Here is a 15,225-nt window from a genome sequence, read left to right on the forward strand (position 1 = left end):
GAAGCTATTATATTAGTGCTCAGTGTTCAATGCTGTCTTATTTTCAAAAGCTTTTGAAGTAAAAGGAGAAAATTCATGCTAAATACATATATTTGATGATCACTTTAAAGAATTCGAATGAGAAAATTTGACGAACAGTCTACTTTAAGTCTTTATGAAAAAGGTTTAATTACAGAAAATCAGTTTGAAGAAGTTAAAGCATATCGAAATTTGAATATATTTTCGGTAAATGCAGAATTAAAGTTATTTCTTTATTTGTCTGTTTTATTATTTACTTCAGGAATAGGAATTCTGATTTATGAAAACATAGACACAATTGGTCATATTGCTATTCTTTCGATTCTTTTACTTGTAATAGCGGTATGTTTTTATTACTGCTTTAAAAATTCTAAAGGTTTTCAAAAAGCAGAAACAACCTTCGAACATCCTGTTCTGGAATATCTTGTTCTATTAGCAAATATTTTAACCTGTATTTTTATTGGTTATCTTCAATTTCAGTACAAACCTTTTGGAGAACATTACGGACTGGCAACTTTAGTTCCAACCATTGTCAGTTTTTTTTGTGCTTACTATTTCGACAATAAAAGCGTATTAACAATTGCCATAACCGGTTTAGCGGCTTATATCGGACTTTCGGTAACGCCTCAGGATTTATTAAACGGTAATGATTTTTATGCCAGCGACAGTTTGAGCTATTCTGCTGTTATGCTGGGGGTTTTACTCATTGTATGGACTATTTACAGCAATCGAATTTCACTTAAAACTCATTTTAGTTTGATCTTTCTCACTTTTGCTCTGCACATTATCAGTATTGCGGCAATAAGTAATTTACTGCATCATTACGTTTTAATTTGGCTGATTTTCGCAGGTGTTTTAATTGGTTCAACATTTTATTTTTATAAAGTTAGTTACGAATTCAAAGCAATGTCGATTTATGTATTTATGATTGTGTACGGTTATGTTGGAATAAATATAGTAATATTTAGAATTTTTGAAAATGTTGATTTCTCCAACATTTGGGAATTGTTTGTTTTCTTATTGCCGGCTTATTTTGTAGCTTCAATTGTAGTGTTCATTAAATTAATTAAAAACTTTCATAAAGAAATTACAGAATGATAGTATACGACAAACAAATATTAAATAATGATACATTAGTTGATGAAGCCAATACTTTGTATAAAGGAGGTTTTATAAGCAAAGAGCAAAAGAGATTTATAAAAAAAGAATTACCCATTTTTAAGAGTCAAGACAATATACTGGTTAGAATTGGTTTCTTTTTATTGGGTAGTTTATTATTCGGTTCTATTTGCGGTGCAATTTCTGTTTTAGGAATAAGTGCTGAACGTATCTTTGAAGAAATCTGCTGTTATATTTTTGCGGCTGTGGGATTTGTGGGAGCAGAATTGTCGGCAAAACAAAATTTTCACAACCACGGACTAGACGATGCATTTATACTAGGAGCACTTTTAAATATAGGATTTGCTATTGGAATCACCACAGAAGGCTATGAAATGGTTATAGCATTTTTTGTAGCTGCCGGGGCGCTTTTTACGTTTTTAAGATATTTACATTTACTATCAATGTTGGTATTTTGTCTTGCTGTAACGGCTTTTTTATTTTTCGGAATGTTTGAATTTGGCGATATAGGCAAAACGATACTTCCGTTTACAGCCATGATTTTTGCAGCTGTTTTTTATTTTCTAACGAAGAAACTCATCAATAATTTAAAGGAAAGCTATTACTACAATGGACTTTTACTGGCCAATAGTTTTTGTTTAGTGCTATTTTATCTTTCGTGTAATTATTTGGTGGTTAGAGAACTTTCTGTAGAACTTTTAGGAACAGAAGTTGAACCTGGAAAAGACATTCCGTTTGCATATTTCTTCTATGGATTTACTTTTGTTGTTCCAATTGTGTATTTGGTTCAGGCTTTAAAAACAAAAGACAGAATAATGCTTTGGATCAGCTTTTTAGCTATTGCATTTTCCATCTATACAGTTCGTTTTTATTATGCAGTTTTGCCTATAGAGGTTGCGCTGACTCTTGGCGGTCTTGTTTTATTTGCAGTGGCTTATTTCTCTATAAAAATATTAAAAGAAAAAGAAAGCGGTTTAACTTTTAAACCAGATAGAATCAATCACTCAGATGCTATTTTAAATGCTGAAGCTTTAGTAGTTGCTTCTACTTTTGGAATGAAGCCAGAAGTAAAACCACAAGCTTCTCCAATGGAATTTGGAGGCGGAGGATTTAGTGGCGGCGGTTCTGATGGAAGCTTTTAACTTAATTTTTAATTATAAATTGTTAATGGTTAGTTTTAAAAAAGTAAAATGTTAGATGTGAGGTGTTTATTTTTTTTTTTTTTTTTTTTTCACATCTAACATTTTAAGTATATCAATTTATAAATTACACTTTACTTTTTAAAGCTTGTGCATCAATATCGCTGTGCGAAACATTATAAACAGCTTTTCCATTTTTAATTAAAATTAATTGCGGAGATTCGTGATATACACCGAATCGCGCAGCAATTTCATTTGAAATATCGCGATGCGCAATCAAATCTAAGAAATAGGCGTCGACAACTCCTTCAAGATCATAATCTCTTTCAAATTGTTTTAATGCCATTCGGCTGATACTGCATCTCGTACTATGTTTAAAAATTACAACTGGCTTTTCAATAGAAATCTCTTGTACTTCCATTAACTGAATTATATCTGTTAATTCTGTCCAGTTTACTTTACTTTTTGGAGCTTCTGAGTTCTCTGAACTTCCGAAGATTGAATTAAAAAAACTCATATTTGACTTGTTTTATGACTTTTTGACATCTAAAAATGATAAAAAACACTTTAAAAATGCCATTTTGTCTTTATTTCTACTATGGAATATAATTTGTCTATTCCAGTACAAAGTTAGATTATTTGAGTCAAAAATGTATCTCAATAAATTGTAACTTTAATCTTATTGAATATCAAACAAATAAATCAATCAAATCGATAAAAAATATGAATATTAACAAGTTTACTATTAAATCGCAGGAAGCCATTCAGTTGTCACAGCAGTTAGCACAGCGAAATGGTCAGCAGCAAATTGAAAATGAACACATTTTCAAAGCAATTTTTGAAGTTGATGAAAACGTGGCGCCGTTTATTTTGAAAAAATTAAATGTAAACGTGCCTTTGTTTTTACAAGTTCTTGACAGTACAATTCAGAGTTTTCCAAAAGTTTCAGGAGGCGACATTTTGCTTTCGAGAGACGCCAATAAAGCTTTGAATGAAGCTGAAATTATTGCACAAAAAATGAACGACGAATACGTTTCGATCGAACATTTAATTTTGGCAATTTTCGACTCAAAAAGTAAAGTTTCTCAGATTTTAAAAGATCAGGGTGTTACTGGTAAAGGTCTTAAAGCAGCAATTGAAGAATTGCGTAAAGGAGAAAGAGTAACTTCGGCTTCAGCTGAAGAAACGTATAATTCATTAAACAAATACGCTAAAAACTTAAATGAGTTAGCACGCACAGGAAAACTAGATCCGGTAATTGGCCGTGACGAAGAAATTCGTCGTGTTTTGCAGATTCTGACTCGTAGAACAAAAAACAACCCAATGCTTATTGGGGAACCTGGAGTTGGTAAAACCGCAATTGCAGAAGGTTTAGCACACAGAATTGTGGATGGAGACGTTCCAGAAAACTTAAAAGACAAGATCGTTTTCTCATTAGATATGGGAGCTTTGATCGCCGGCGCAAAATTCAAAGGAGAGTTTGAAGAGCGTTTAAAATCAGTTGTAAAAGAAGTAACTTCTGCAGAAGGAGATATTGTTCTTTTTATTGATGAGATTCACACGCTTGTAGGTGCTGGTGGTGGAGAAGGAGCGATGGATGCGGCTAATATTTTGAAACCAGCTTTGGCTCGTGGTGAGTTAAGAGCAATTGGAGCAACGACTTTAGATGAATATCAAAAATATTTTGAAAAAGATAAAGCGTTAGAAAGACGTTTCCAAAAAGTTCTAATCGACGAACCAGATACAGAAAGTGCTATTTCAATCTTACGTGGAATCAAAGAAAAATACGAAACACATCATAAAGTTCAGATTAAGGATGAGGCAATTATTGCAGCAGTCGAACTTTCGCAGCGTTATATTACAAACCGTTTTTTACCAGATAAAGCGATTGACTTAATGGACGAGGCGGCTTCTAAACTGCGTATGGAAATCAATTCAAAACCAGAAGAATTAGATGTTTTGGATCGTAAAATAATGCAGCTTGAAATTGAAATCGAAGCCATTAAACGCGAGAAAGAAGAAAGTAAGTTGAAGATTCTGCACATGGAATTGGCGAATCTAAAAGAAGAACGCAACGAAATCTACGCAAGATGGAAATCTGAAAAAGATATTGTTGACGGAATTCAGGCTGTAAAACTAGAAATAGAAGACTTTAAGTATGAAGCAGAACGTGCAGAACGTGACGGCGATTATGGAAAAGTAGCTGAAATTCGTTACGGAAAAATAAAAGAAGCACAAGAACGCCAGGAAACACTGCAAAAACAATTGCAGGAATTTCAATCGGGTACATCTTTAATTAAAGAAGAAGTTACCAGAGAAGATATTGCTGAAGTTGTAGCAAAATGGACAGGAATTCCAGTTATGAAAATGCTTCAAACCGAAAGAGAAAAATTATTACATCTTGAGGATGAGTTACACAAGCGCGTAGTAGGGCAGGAAGAAGCGATTGAAGCCGTAAGTGATGCCGTTCGAAGAAGTCGTGCCGGTTTACAGGATATGAAAAAACCAGTTGGAACATTCTTATTTTTAGGAACAACCGGAGTGGGTAAAACAGAGCTTGCAAAAGCATTGGCCGAATATCTTTTTGATGACGAAAATGCCATGACGCGTATCGATATGAGTGAATACCAAGAACGCCACAGTGTGAGCCGTTTGGTTGGTGCGCCTCCTGGATATGTTGGTTATGATGAAGGAGGTCAATTGACCGAAGCTGTTCGTAGAAAACCATATTCTGTGATTTTGCTGGACGAGATCGAAAAAGCACATCCAGATACCTTCAATATCTTATTGCAGGTTTTAGATGAAGGGCGTTTAACCGACAATAAAGGTCGTCTGGCTGATTTTAAAAACACAATTATTATCATGACTTCTAACATGGGAAGTCAGATTATACAAGAAAAGTTTGAGAATCTAAAAGGCGGTGTCGAAGCAGCAACAGAAGCGGCCAAAAACGAAGTTTTAGGCTTATTAAAACAAACTGTTCGTCCGGAGTTTATCAACCGTATCGATGAAATCGTAATGTTTACGCCGCTTACAGTTGATAATATTTCTAAAATTGTAAGCCTGCAGCTTAAGAGCGTTACAAAAATGCTGGCTTTACAAGGAATTACGATGGATGCAACTCCAGAAGCAATTGCTTATTTATCAGACAAAGGATTTGATCCTCAATTTGGAGCAAGACCAGTAAAACGTGTGGTGCAGAGAGAGGTTTTAAATCAACTGTCAAAAGAAATTCTGGCAGGAAATATAACAACAGAGAGCATTGTTTTATTAGACGCTTTCGATGGCAAATTGGTTTTTAGAAACCAGACAGCTAATTAATTTTTTTATGTTAATCTTAAAAAAGCATCAGTATTTAACTGATGCTTTTTTTTTATCCGTGAATTCTGAAACTTTTATCCTCATTTGTGTAACAGCAGATTTATTAAAAACATAGAATTTTATAATTAATATAAATCAAACAAATTCAAATAATTAATTTAAAAAAGAAAGCTATGAATAATATATTTAGAGGTTTAATCGCAGGATATGGTGCAAAAAAGTTAGGTGGCGGATGTTTCGGAACTATTTTAGTTTTTATTATTATCTGGGTTATTTTAGGTCAGTGCAGCTAATTTTTTTGGAAAACTCCAATTCAGAAAATTACGAATAAAAAGATGAATTTTGATGCGATATTGTTGGGAAGATTAAGGCAAAATGTCTAGATTCGCATCATTAAAATAAATTTAAAATGGCTTCAGGTTTTTTCGTTCTATTAGATGATATCGCAGCAATTATGGATGATGTTGCAGTAATGAGTAAAGTTGCAGCAAAAAAAACAGCTGGAATTTTAGGAGATGATTTAGCAGTAAATGCCGAAAAAGCTTCAGGCTTCGCATCATCAAGAGAACTACCCGTTTTATGGGCGATCAGTAAAGGTTCGTTGCTTAACAAAATTATTATCCTGCCAATTGCATTTTTACTAAGCGCCTTCTTACCGGTCGCTATTATTGTAATTCTAGTTTTAGGAGGATTATTTCTAGCATACGAAGGAGCCGAAAAAATATACGAGTTTGTATTTCCGCACAAACACCACGAATCTGAAGGAATTACAGACGAAGTTTTAACAGAAGAACAAATATTAGCAGTTGAAAAAGAAAAAATAAAATCTGCAATTGTAACCGATTTTATTCTTTCTGTAGAAATTGTAATTATCGCTTTAGGAACTGTGATAGGCGAACCTATTACACAGCAAATACTTGTAACTTCGATAATTGCATTAATTGCAACGGTTGGTGTTTACGGTATTGTTGCCCTTATTGTAAGAATGGATGAAGCAGGTTATAAACTAATTAAGTTTAGCAAAAACGAAAAAAGCATATCAAAATTTATTGGTAACCTCTTGGTAAAAGCTTTACCGCTGGTTATAAAAAGCTTAACAGTAATTGGTACAATAGCTTTAATTTTAGTTGCAGGCGGCATATTTGTACATTACATACCATTTTTTCACCATTTATCAGAAGAAATAAAAATGCCTTCAATTGTAAAAGAATTTACAGTTGGATTAGTTTTAGGATTTGTAGTTCTAGCTTTTGTCAACCTGTTTAAAAAGCTTTTTAAGAAGAAAACAGCTTAATAAAATAAAAATAAATTATTAAAAACATCAGTTAGCGCTGGTGTTTTTTTTTGTTTAAAAGCAGATTATTTCGATTTCAAAAGTACTTCCTGTCCCGCTATTCGCTATATCCTTTCCCCGCTAAAGAAGTGGGAAAAAGGATGTCGCTTCTATCGGGGCTAAATAAGAATTTTTCATTTTCATAAGAAAATGCGATAATGGATAAACTTTTTTTTGATTAATAAGTTTTTGATTTATAACTATTTAATAGTTTAGTCAAACTTTTTAACATTTCGTCCAAGCAACCATTCAAACTAAGCAGCATCTTGATAGTAATTAACAATTAATTATTATTTTATATGAAAAGTTTTAGCTTAAAATCAATTTTGGTAGTATTATTTTTATCAATTGCATTAATTTCGTGCAGTAATGACGACGACAATCCAACACCAAGTCCAGTTACAAAAAGTGCATTAGTAACTGCCATTACAGGACCAGCAACAGGAAAAGTAAATGAAGAACTTTCTTTGGATGTTACTTTTGTAGCCGATAATGCTTGCGGGCAATTTGACAGAATTAGTGAAGTAATGATTAATAAAGTTAAAGGTTTACAAGTTGAAGTAAAATATCCGTCAGAAGTTTGTACGCAACAAGTTCCAGAACCTAAGAAAACAATTTATAAATTTAAATCGGCAGAAAAAGGAACTTTTGAAATTAAATTCAAAAAATCAGAAACAGAATTCTTAATTCATAAAGTAGTTATAGAGTAACAACCAATCTTAGTTGAATTTTTTTAGGTTGTCAAACCATTTCGCAAATGTTTAATTAAACTGCTGTGAAATGGTTTTTATAATTAAAAAACTGAACCAAAATACTTATCTTTGAAAGATTAAAATAATATGATTATGGGAGCTTTAGAGTTGAGAGAAAGTGTTTTAGAATATATTAATACAGCTGATGAGCGTCTTTTAAAAGTTGTAAAAGCAGTTATTGAAAGTTATCAGGAAGAAGAAATAGTCGCATTTTCAGTAGAAGGAAAACCAATTACAAGAAGTGAATATAAAAGCCAACTAGCAGAAACGAAATTAGAAATTGAAAAAGGAGATTATATTTCACAAGATGATTTAGAAAAGGAATCTGAGAATTGGTAATGGAAAAGTTTATAAAGGTAGTGTGGACTTATACTGCCAAGAATCAGTTGCAAACAATTTTTAATTATTATAAAGAAAAATCGATTCAGGGTGCCAACAATATTAAAAATGAAATTCTGAATTCTACTAAAAATATACATTTTATTGATCAGTATCAAAAAGATGAAATTGAATCACAATATCGAAGAATTATAGTTAGAGATTATAAGATATTATATTTTGTTGAAGATGAAGTAATTTATATTTCTAAAATATTTTCTACAAAACGAAATTTTACAAAACAATTATAGAAAGAGCTTGAGGAGCTCTTTTTGTATATCATATAGTTAAGTAAACTAAACTCTCTTTGCCATTCCTTTAAAAAGTGTTATTTTTGCACTCTAAATTTTATGTCATGCCGAAAAGAAAATATAAAATATCAGTAATTCAGTTAAACCTGAATGATGTTGCTGAAAATAATCTTAAAAAATGTATCAGCTGGGTAAGAGACGCTGCAAGTCAAGGAGCAGAAGTTATTTTACTTCCTGAATTATATAGCAGTCATTATTTCTGCCAAAGCGAAGATGTAGATAATTTTGCATTAGCTGAACCACTTTACAGTACTTCATTTATTGCTTTTAGCGAATTGGCAAAAGAATTAGGAGTGGTAATTATCGTTCCTTTCTTCGAAAAAAGAATGGCTGGAATTTACCACAATAGTGCTTATATTATTGATGCTGATGGAACTGAAGCAGGTCTTTACCGTAAAATGCATATCCCAGACGATCCGCATTTCTATGAGAAATTCTATTTTACGCCAGGTGATTTAGGTTTTCAAGCAATTGAAACTAAAAAAGGAACAGTTGGAACTTTAATCTGCTGGGATCAATGGTATCCAGAAGCTGCACGTATTACAGCTTTAAAAGGAGCGGAGGTTTTATTTTACCCAACTGCAATTGGATGGCATCCTAAGGAAAAAGAACAATACGGAGAAAACCAATATGGAGCTTGGATGAATGTAATGAAAGGTCATGCCGTTGCAAATGGTGTTTTTGTTGCTGCAGCTAACAGAATTGGTTTAGAACAATATATTGAAGGAACAGAAGGAATTCAATTTTGGGGAGCTTCTTTTATTGCTGGGCCTCAAGGTGAAATTTTAGCTCAAGCTTCTCATGACAAAGAAGAAATCTTAATTGCAGAAGTTGATTTGGATTTACAAGAAAATGTTCGTCAAAACTGGCCGTTCTTTAGAGATAGAAGAATTGATGCTTTTGGAGATATTACTAAAAGAGCAATTGATAAATAATTAAAATTTATCTTTTATAAATAGAAAAGGACAAAGCTTAAACTTTGTCTTTTTTTGTGTGCAAATAAAAAGGCGGTTTCAATAACTTGAAACCGCCTTTTCTATATTCAATTCTTTAGAATTATTTTACTTGGAAAGTAACTCTTCTCACGATTTGACGTGCTTCTTTAGAATTTTTGTTAACAGAAGTATCTTCTCCGTTAGCAATTACATTTAATCTTGAAGCATCGATTCCAGCGTTAACAGCTACTTTTTTAACAGCCTCAGCTCTTTTTCTAGATAATTCTGTGTTGTAGTTTGAACTTCCAATTTCGTCAGAATAACCAATGATATCTGCAGATTTTCCTGGATTGTTTTTCAAGTATTTCACTAAGAAATCAACACCAGATAAAGAAGCGTTTGTTGGTTTAGACGAATTGAAATCGAAATAAACGTTTACATAACCTCCGTTGATTAACTCTTCAACAGTATTGTTTGTAGCAGTTCCACTTCCTTTCTTTTCGTAAGTTTTATCTAAATAGCTTTCTAATTCATCCGGCACACCATTTTGATTTGTATCAATAGATTGTCCTTTTGTATTAACAGCTACTCCTGCAATTGAATTTGGTTCTAAATCGTATAAATCAGCAACTCCATCTTTGTCTGAATCGATAAGACCAGTTTCGATTAAGTCCACTCTTTTTTCCAATTCACCAATTCTATCCTCTTCGCCAACCCAGTCAGCATGTTTTTCATTTTTACCTAGGTAGAAAGTTAAACCAACAGAAGCATTTAATAAAACACCGTCAAAAGATCCAGTTGTTGTATTACCCATTCCGTCGAAGTTCCAGTTTTGTCTTCCATTAACAATTCCTGTAAGATCTCCAGTCAATGCAACTCTGTTGCTTAATTTGATTTGTCCAGTTAAACCAGCGATTCCGTGAGCCATGTAATCTTGACCTCCAAATCCTGTTTCTGTACTAATTTGAGAAACTCCAAAACCACCATGAGCCAAAAGACCAATTGTATTTGTCCAAGTTTCAAAATTTAATGCACGTCCAACATTCACAACTCCTTGTAAACTTGCTCTTACGTAGCGGCTTTCAAAATCTGGAGTATCTTTTTTCTCTTTAAATTGATCGTATCCAACATCTAATTTCAAACCAAACTTAGGATTAAACATATATCTAACACCTAAATCTCCGTGGAAAAAATTTGCAGATTCTGTAGTGTAACCTGGAGTCATTGTTCTCGTAGGTTTGTTAACACCACCGTTAAGTTCGATAGACCATTTGTTGTATTCTTGATCTACGCTCGGTGTTGTAGAAGTCGGAGCCATATTTTGTGCGCCTGCCGCAAAGGATAGTAATAATAAGGATACTGATACTAATTTCTTTTTCATGATATCAAAAATTAAATTGTTTTTATTTTAAACTCATGACAAAATTAGAGGACGTGTTTCAGAATCTGTTCTATATGCTCTTACATAATTCCCATATTTTGGCTTTTAATTGTGTAAATACGTTAATATTAGCCTAATAGAAACCAAAAAAAAAGAACAAAATTCACATTTTGTTCTTTTAAGTATTTGTTAAAATACTATTATTTTAGATCTGGCTGGTAAATTTTAACTGTTCCATCGCCTTCGCTGCTAACTACAAGTAAGCTTCTTTTTGTAGGACTTTTCGATGCTGGAATAAATAATAATCCTTCAGGGGCATCTCCTGTTTTTACCGTTTGCAAATATTGCGGGGCGTTAGGATTAGTTACATCATAAGTCATAAATGCATCAGATCTCTCAAGTCCAACAAACAAAATATTTTGATTTCCCATTTTTGCGACATAAACAGCTTCTGGTTCAGAACCTTTATCGTCGCTTCGTTTGTCATCGTAGGTTCCCAGCTCATTAGCTTTTTTATCCAAATCATTTTTACTGTCATAAACGATTTTTCCAGTGTTTCCGTTCCAAATAGAGAATGATCTTGCGCCAAAGCTTATCATTTCATCTAAATCCCCGTCACCATCTGTATCGCCCATATCAGCAATAAGATTTAATCTTCCTAAATTAGTATCTAGTTTTAAAGTAGCGGCATCAGGGAAAACCGAAGCATCAAGTTTTAAACTTTTCATACGTTTAATATCTGTATTGGCAGTATATTCTCTTGCGTCACCTTCATTTGCAGTAACAAAATAGGGAACATTATTAGCAGAAAAATGACTAATAGCATCTGGCATAAACATTCCTTTTACTTTCCATGGATTAAAAGCAATTTTATCGTCGCTGTCGCTTACATCAATTGCATTTTCGGCAGTATTGAAATCTTTAAAACCTAAAGGATAAATAGCAGTTATAGTTTTTGAAGTTAAATCAACTTTTGCAACACCATTGTTTTCTTGTAAGGTAACCCAGGCAGTTTTAGAATCATCAGAAATTGTGATATATTCTGGTTCAATATCTTGAGCGAAGCTCTTAGCCGATTTTGAAATTCTAAATCCGTCTTTTGTTAATGTTGCAGCTTGACCGCTGAAAGAAGCGAAATCTAAAGTTGTTACATTATAAGTGCTAGTTTCGATGATAGAAATCGTTCCGTTAGGATCTTGAGAATAATCTGTATTTGGTTCCCCTTCATTAGCAGTCATAATATATTTTCCGTCTGGAGAAAAAGTAATCATGTCTGGCAAAGCTCCAACTGTAACTTGTTTGATTAAACTGTAATCTGAAGTATTAAAAACAACAACTTTACCATTTCCTTGTTTATTTGCTGTAGATTCTAAAGCAACAGCTAATTTTCCGTCAAAAACAGAAACACTGTTTGCAGCTCCTTCATAAGATGTTAAATCAATTTTTCCAATTTTTGTCGGTTTTGTTGGATCTGTAATATCAATAATGTCAATTTGGTTTACACCACTGTTGTTTACCGTAAACAATCTTTTTGTCTTTTCGCAGTAAGCAGAAATTTCAGCAGCAGCTTCACCGCCAATAGTAATAGAGCCAATTTCTTTAAAAGCTGCAGGGTTCTCGTTTACCACAACCTCAGGTTCGTTGTTTGTGTTCTCGTCATTATTACAGCCGGCCATTATTAAAAGCGCTGTAAGTAAAGAAATAGATAATTTTTTCATGTGTTAGTTTTTAGTTCCGGCAAAAGTAATTACAGCATTTCTGTTCAAGATTAAGGATGTATTATTTAATCTTTAACTTAATTTTTGCAAGATATTTTTTGTGAAATATCAATCAATTTTAATCTACTGTTTTATAATCCTATCGAATGTTTATCTTTGTACACTTTCAAAAATTAGAACCTTTTTATGTCAACAAATAATAGAAGATTTCCAGCAGAGTGGGAAAAGCAGCAAGGAATTGTATTATGTTTTCCGCATAATGGCAATGACTGGCCGGGAAAATATGAAGCTGTTCAATGGGCTTTTGTAGAATTCATTAAAAAAGTAGCCGCTTTTGAAACCGTTTTTTTGGTCGTAGCCGATGAAAAGCTAAAAGAAAAAGTTGCCGAAATGCTTGAAAGAGCTCGTGTTAATCTTCAAAATGTTTCTTTTATAATTCATAAAACCAACAGAAGCTGGATGCGTGATTCAGGACCAATTATCGTAAAAAATGGTCCTAAAAGAGAAGCTTTAAATTTCAATTTCAACGGTTGGGCAAAATATAAAAACTATCAGCTGGATAAATTTGTTCCAGGTAAAGTTGCTGATTTTATTGATGTTCCATTAACTCAGGTTACTTACAAAGGAAAACCAGTAATTGTAGAAGGAGGAGCTATTGATGTAAACGGAAGAGGAACTCTATTGACTTCTGAAGAATGCTTAATGCATCCAACAATCCAAGTTAGAAATCCTGGCTTTACTAAAGAAGATTACGAAGCAGTTTTTAAAGAATATCTCGGAGTTACCAATGTAATATGGCTTGGAGACGGAATAGAAGGTGACGATACACATGGACATATAGATGATTTATGCCGATTTGTAAACGAGGACACAATCGTCACTATAGTAGAAACAGATAAAAATGATTCTAACTATAAACCTTTGCAAGATAACTTAAAACGTCTGCAAAATGCAAAATTAGAAAACGGAAAATCACCAGTTATTGTAGCATTACCAATGCCAAAACGTGTTGATTTTGAAGATTTAAGACTGCCTGCGAGTTACGCTAATTTCTTGATCCTGAATAATTGCGTTTTAGTTCCAACGTTTAACGACAGCAACGATCGTGTAGCTTTGAATATACTTTCGGAATGTTTTCCAGACAGAGAAGTAATCGGAATCAGCTGTATCGATTTTATCTGGGGATTTGGAACTTTACATTGCTTAAGTCAGCAGATTCCTTTATAGGAACAATTTTCTCAAAGGCACTGAGACGCAAAGTTGATTAGTTTTTGTCAGGCTGAGCGAAGTCGAAGCCCGCGCAAAGTTTGTACTCAAAGTGAAATAACATAATAATCTAACCCGACAGGTTTTTAAAACGTGTCGGGTTTCTTTATGTTTAATATTAAATGAAACATCAATAAATTATCGCGATATTCAAATAAAAAAAGCTTGTTAGAGCAAACTAACAAGCTTTTCTATATTATAGATGCGATCAACCATCAACCATTAACAATCAATGAGTTTTCTCTTCATGGTCTGATAAATGGAGGTAAAAGCTGACTGCAAACTTCTCCGAAGCCAATTCTCACTTCTGCATTTTCGCAGAAACCTCTAATGATTACAGTATCATTGTCTTCAATAAATTTACGCTCACTTCCGTCATTTAATTTCAACGGATTTTTGCCGCCCCATGTTAATTCCAACATAGAACCAAAACTATCAGGAGTTGGTCCAGAAATCGTTCCAGAGCCCATCATGTCACCAGAATTTACTCGGCATCCGTTAGACGTGTGGTGCGCCAGCTGCTGACTCATTGACCAGTATAAATATTTGAAATTTGATCTTGAAATAACAGTTTCTTCTTGATCTTCAGGTTTTAGAGATACTTCTAAATGGATATCAAAAGCCTTTTTACCTTTAGTCTGTAAATAAGGAAGCGGTGATGGATCTTGTTTAGGTCCCTTTGTTCTAAAAGGTTCTAAAGCGTCCATAGTAACAATCCATGGAGAAATAGAAGTTGCAAAGTTTTTAGCCAAGAATGGCCCAAGCGGTACATACTCCCATTTCTGAATGTCACGTGCGCTCCAGTCGTTTAGTAAAACCATTCCGAAAATATAATCCTCAGCTTCGTAAGTGGGGATATTTTCTCCCATTACATTTACATCTGTAGTAATAAAAGCAGTTTCAAGCTCAAAATCTACTAAACGAGACGGACCAAAAACTGGATATTTTTCTCCAGCCGGCAGTGTTTGTCCCATTGGTCTGTGTACAGGAATTCCTGATGGGACAATCGTAGAACTTCTTCCGTGATATCCAACTGGAATATGAAGCCAGTTTGGCAATAAAGCATTTTCTGGATCGCGGAACATTTTTCCTACGTTTGTAGCATGTTCTTTACTAGAGTAGAAATCAGTATAATCACCAATTAAAACTGGTAATTGCATCTCTACATCTTCGATTTTAAATATAACAATATCTCGGTGTTTTGTTGAATCTCTTAGCTGTGGATTGTTTTCGTCGAAAATATCTGCGATGCGATTTCGCACTAGACGCCATGTTTTTTTTCCGTCAGAAATAAAATCATTCAGCGTATCCTGCATAAACATATCATCGGTTAAATCTATTCCTTCAAAATAGTTTAATTGTTGTAAAGCCCCTAAATCTATAGCGTAGTCGCCGATTCTTGTTCCTACTGTAACGACATTTTCTTTGGTAAGAAACACGCCAAAAGGAATATTCTGAATTGGGAAGTCGCTATTTTCTGGCACTTCTAACCATGATTTTCTACTGGTGTCGTTGGCGGTTATAGGCATGTTTAATGTTAATTATTTGTTGAAA

The 15,225-nt window shown here is 33.5% G+C and carries 13 protein-coding genes; 9 read left to right on the top strand and 4 right to left on the bottom strand.

The features are described 5' to 3' along the window. The first annotated feature begins 117 nt into the window (after positions 1-117). Positions 118-1,116 carry a DUF2157 domain-containing protein gene (locus HYN86_RS12885; RefSeq protein WP_113678393.1) on the top strand — a complete coding sequence of 333 codons (999 nt, stop codon included), beginning with the start codon at positions 118-120 and terminating at the stop codon, positions 1,114-1,116. Beyond that, positions 1,113-2,279, top strand: coding sequence for a hypothetical protein (locus tag HYN86_RS12890; protein WP_113678394.1), 1,167 nt, complete (start codon positions 1,113-1,115; stop codon positions 2,277-2,279). Before HYN86_RS12885 ends, HYN86_RS12890 begins: the two co-directional genes overlap by 4 nt. Before the next feature lie 124 nt (positions 2,280-2,403). Here HYN86_RS12890 and ytxJ read toward each other — a convergent pair whose 3' ends face one another. Next, positions 2,404-2,793 (bottom strand): bacillithiol system redox-active protein YtxJ, encoded by a 390-nt coding sequence (ytxJ, locus tag HYN86_RS12895; RefSeq protein WP_113678395.1) that lies wholly within the window; start codon positions 2,791-2,793, stop codon positions 2,404-2,406. Positions 2,794-2,999: 206 nt separating this feature from the next. Between ytxJ and clpB the strand changes: the two genes are divergently transcribed. The 6 genes from clpB to HYN86_RS12925 all read left to right on the top strand — a co-directional run bounded on the left by clpB (position 3,000) and on the right by HYN86_RS12925 (position 9,306). Continuing rightward, on the top strand, positions 3,000-5,597 hold the full coding sequence (gene clpB, locus HYN86_RS12900) for an ATP-dependent chaperone ClpB (protein ID WP_113679936.1): 2,598 nt from the start codon (positions 3,000-3,002) through the stop codon (positions 5,595-5,597). A 409-nt stretch (positions 5,598-6,006) separates the two neighbouring features. Then, on the top strand, positions 6,007-6,891 hold the full coding sequence (locus HYN86_RS12905; protein ID WP_113678396.1) for a DUF808 domain-containing protein: 885 nt from the start codon (positions 6,007-6,009) through the stop codon (positions 6,889-6,891). Between the two features lie 338 nt (positions 6,892-7,229). Continuing rightward, entirely contained in the window at positions 7,230-7,640 is a 411-nt protein-coding gene (locus HYN86_RS12910) for a hypothetical protein (protein WP_113678397.1), read from the top strand. A 135-nt stretch (positions 7,641-7,775) separates the two neighbouring features. After that, complete coding sequence (locus HYN86_RS12915) at positions 7,776-8,021, top strand: hypothetical protein (RefSeq protein WP_057118410.1); 246 nt, start codon at positions 7,776-7,778, stop codon at positions 8,019-8,021. Next, positions 8,021-8,311: a type II toxin-antitoxin system RelE/ParE family toxin gene (locus HYN86_RS12920; RefSeq protein ID WP_113678398.1), complete on the top strand. Its 291-nt coding sequence runs from the start codon at positions 8,021-8,023 to the stop codon at positions 8,309-8,311. The genes HYN86_RS12915 and HYN86_RS12920 overlap by 1 nt, the downstream gene beginning before the upstream one ends. A gap of 104 nt (positions 8,312-8,415) precedes the next feature. Beyond that, positions 8,416-9,306, top strand: a complete 891-nt coding sequence (locus HYN86_RS12925) for a carbon-nitrogen hydrolase (RefSeq protein ID WP_113678399.1) — start codon at positions 8,416-8,418, stop codon at positions 9,304-9,306. Positions 9,307-9,427: 121 nt separating this feature from the next. Here HYN86_RS12925 and HYN86_RS12930 read toward each other — a convergent pair whose 3' ends face one another. After that, positions 9,428-10,687 carry an OmpA family protein gene (locus HYN86_RS12930; protein ID WP_113678400.1) on the bottom strand — a complete coding sequence of 420 codons (1,260 nt, stop codon included), beginning with the start codon at positions 10,685-10,687 and terminating at the stop codon, positions 9,428-9,430. A 200-nt stretch (positions 10,688-10,887) separates the two neighbouring features. Next, positions 10,888-12,405: a choice-of-anchor I family protein gene (locus HYN86_RS12935; RefSeq protein ID WP_113678401.1), complete on the bottom strand. Its 1,518-nt coding sequence runs from the start codon at positions 12,403-12,405 to the stop codon at positions 10,888-10,890. Between the two features lie 186 nt (positions 12,406-12,591). Here HYN86_RS12935 and HYN86_RS12940 point away from each other — a divergent pair, with 186 nt between their 5' ends. Continuing rightward, positions 12,592-13,632, top strand: a complete 1,041-nt coding sequence (locus HYN86_RS12940; RefSeq protein ID WP_113678402.1) for an agmatine deiminase family protein — start codon at positions 12,592-12,594, stop codon at positions 13,630-13,632. Positions 13,633-13,916: 284 nt separating this feature from the next. On the opposite strand, the gene fahA is transcribed toward HYN86_RS12940, so the two are convergent. Next, positions 13,917-15,200 carry a fumarylacetoacetase gene (gene fahA, locus HYN86_RS12945; RefSeq protein WP_113678403.1) on the bottom strand — a complete coding sequence of 428 codons (1,284 nt, stop codon included), beginning with the start codon at positions 15,198-15,200 and terminating at the stop codon, positions 13,917-13,919. Positions 15,201-15,225 lie beyond the last annotated feature (25 nt).

It is taken from the genome of Flavobacterium fluviale (assembly GCF_003312915.1).
Lineage (GTDB): Bacteria > Bacteroidota > Bacteroidia > Flavobacteriales > Flavobacteriaceae > Flavobacterium > Flavobacterium fluviale.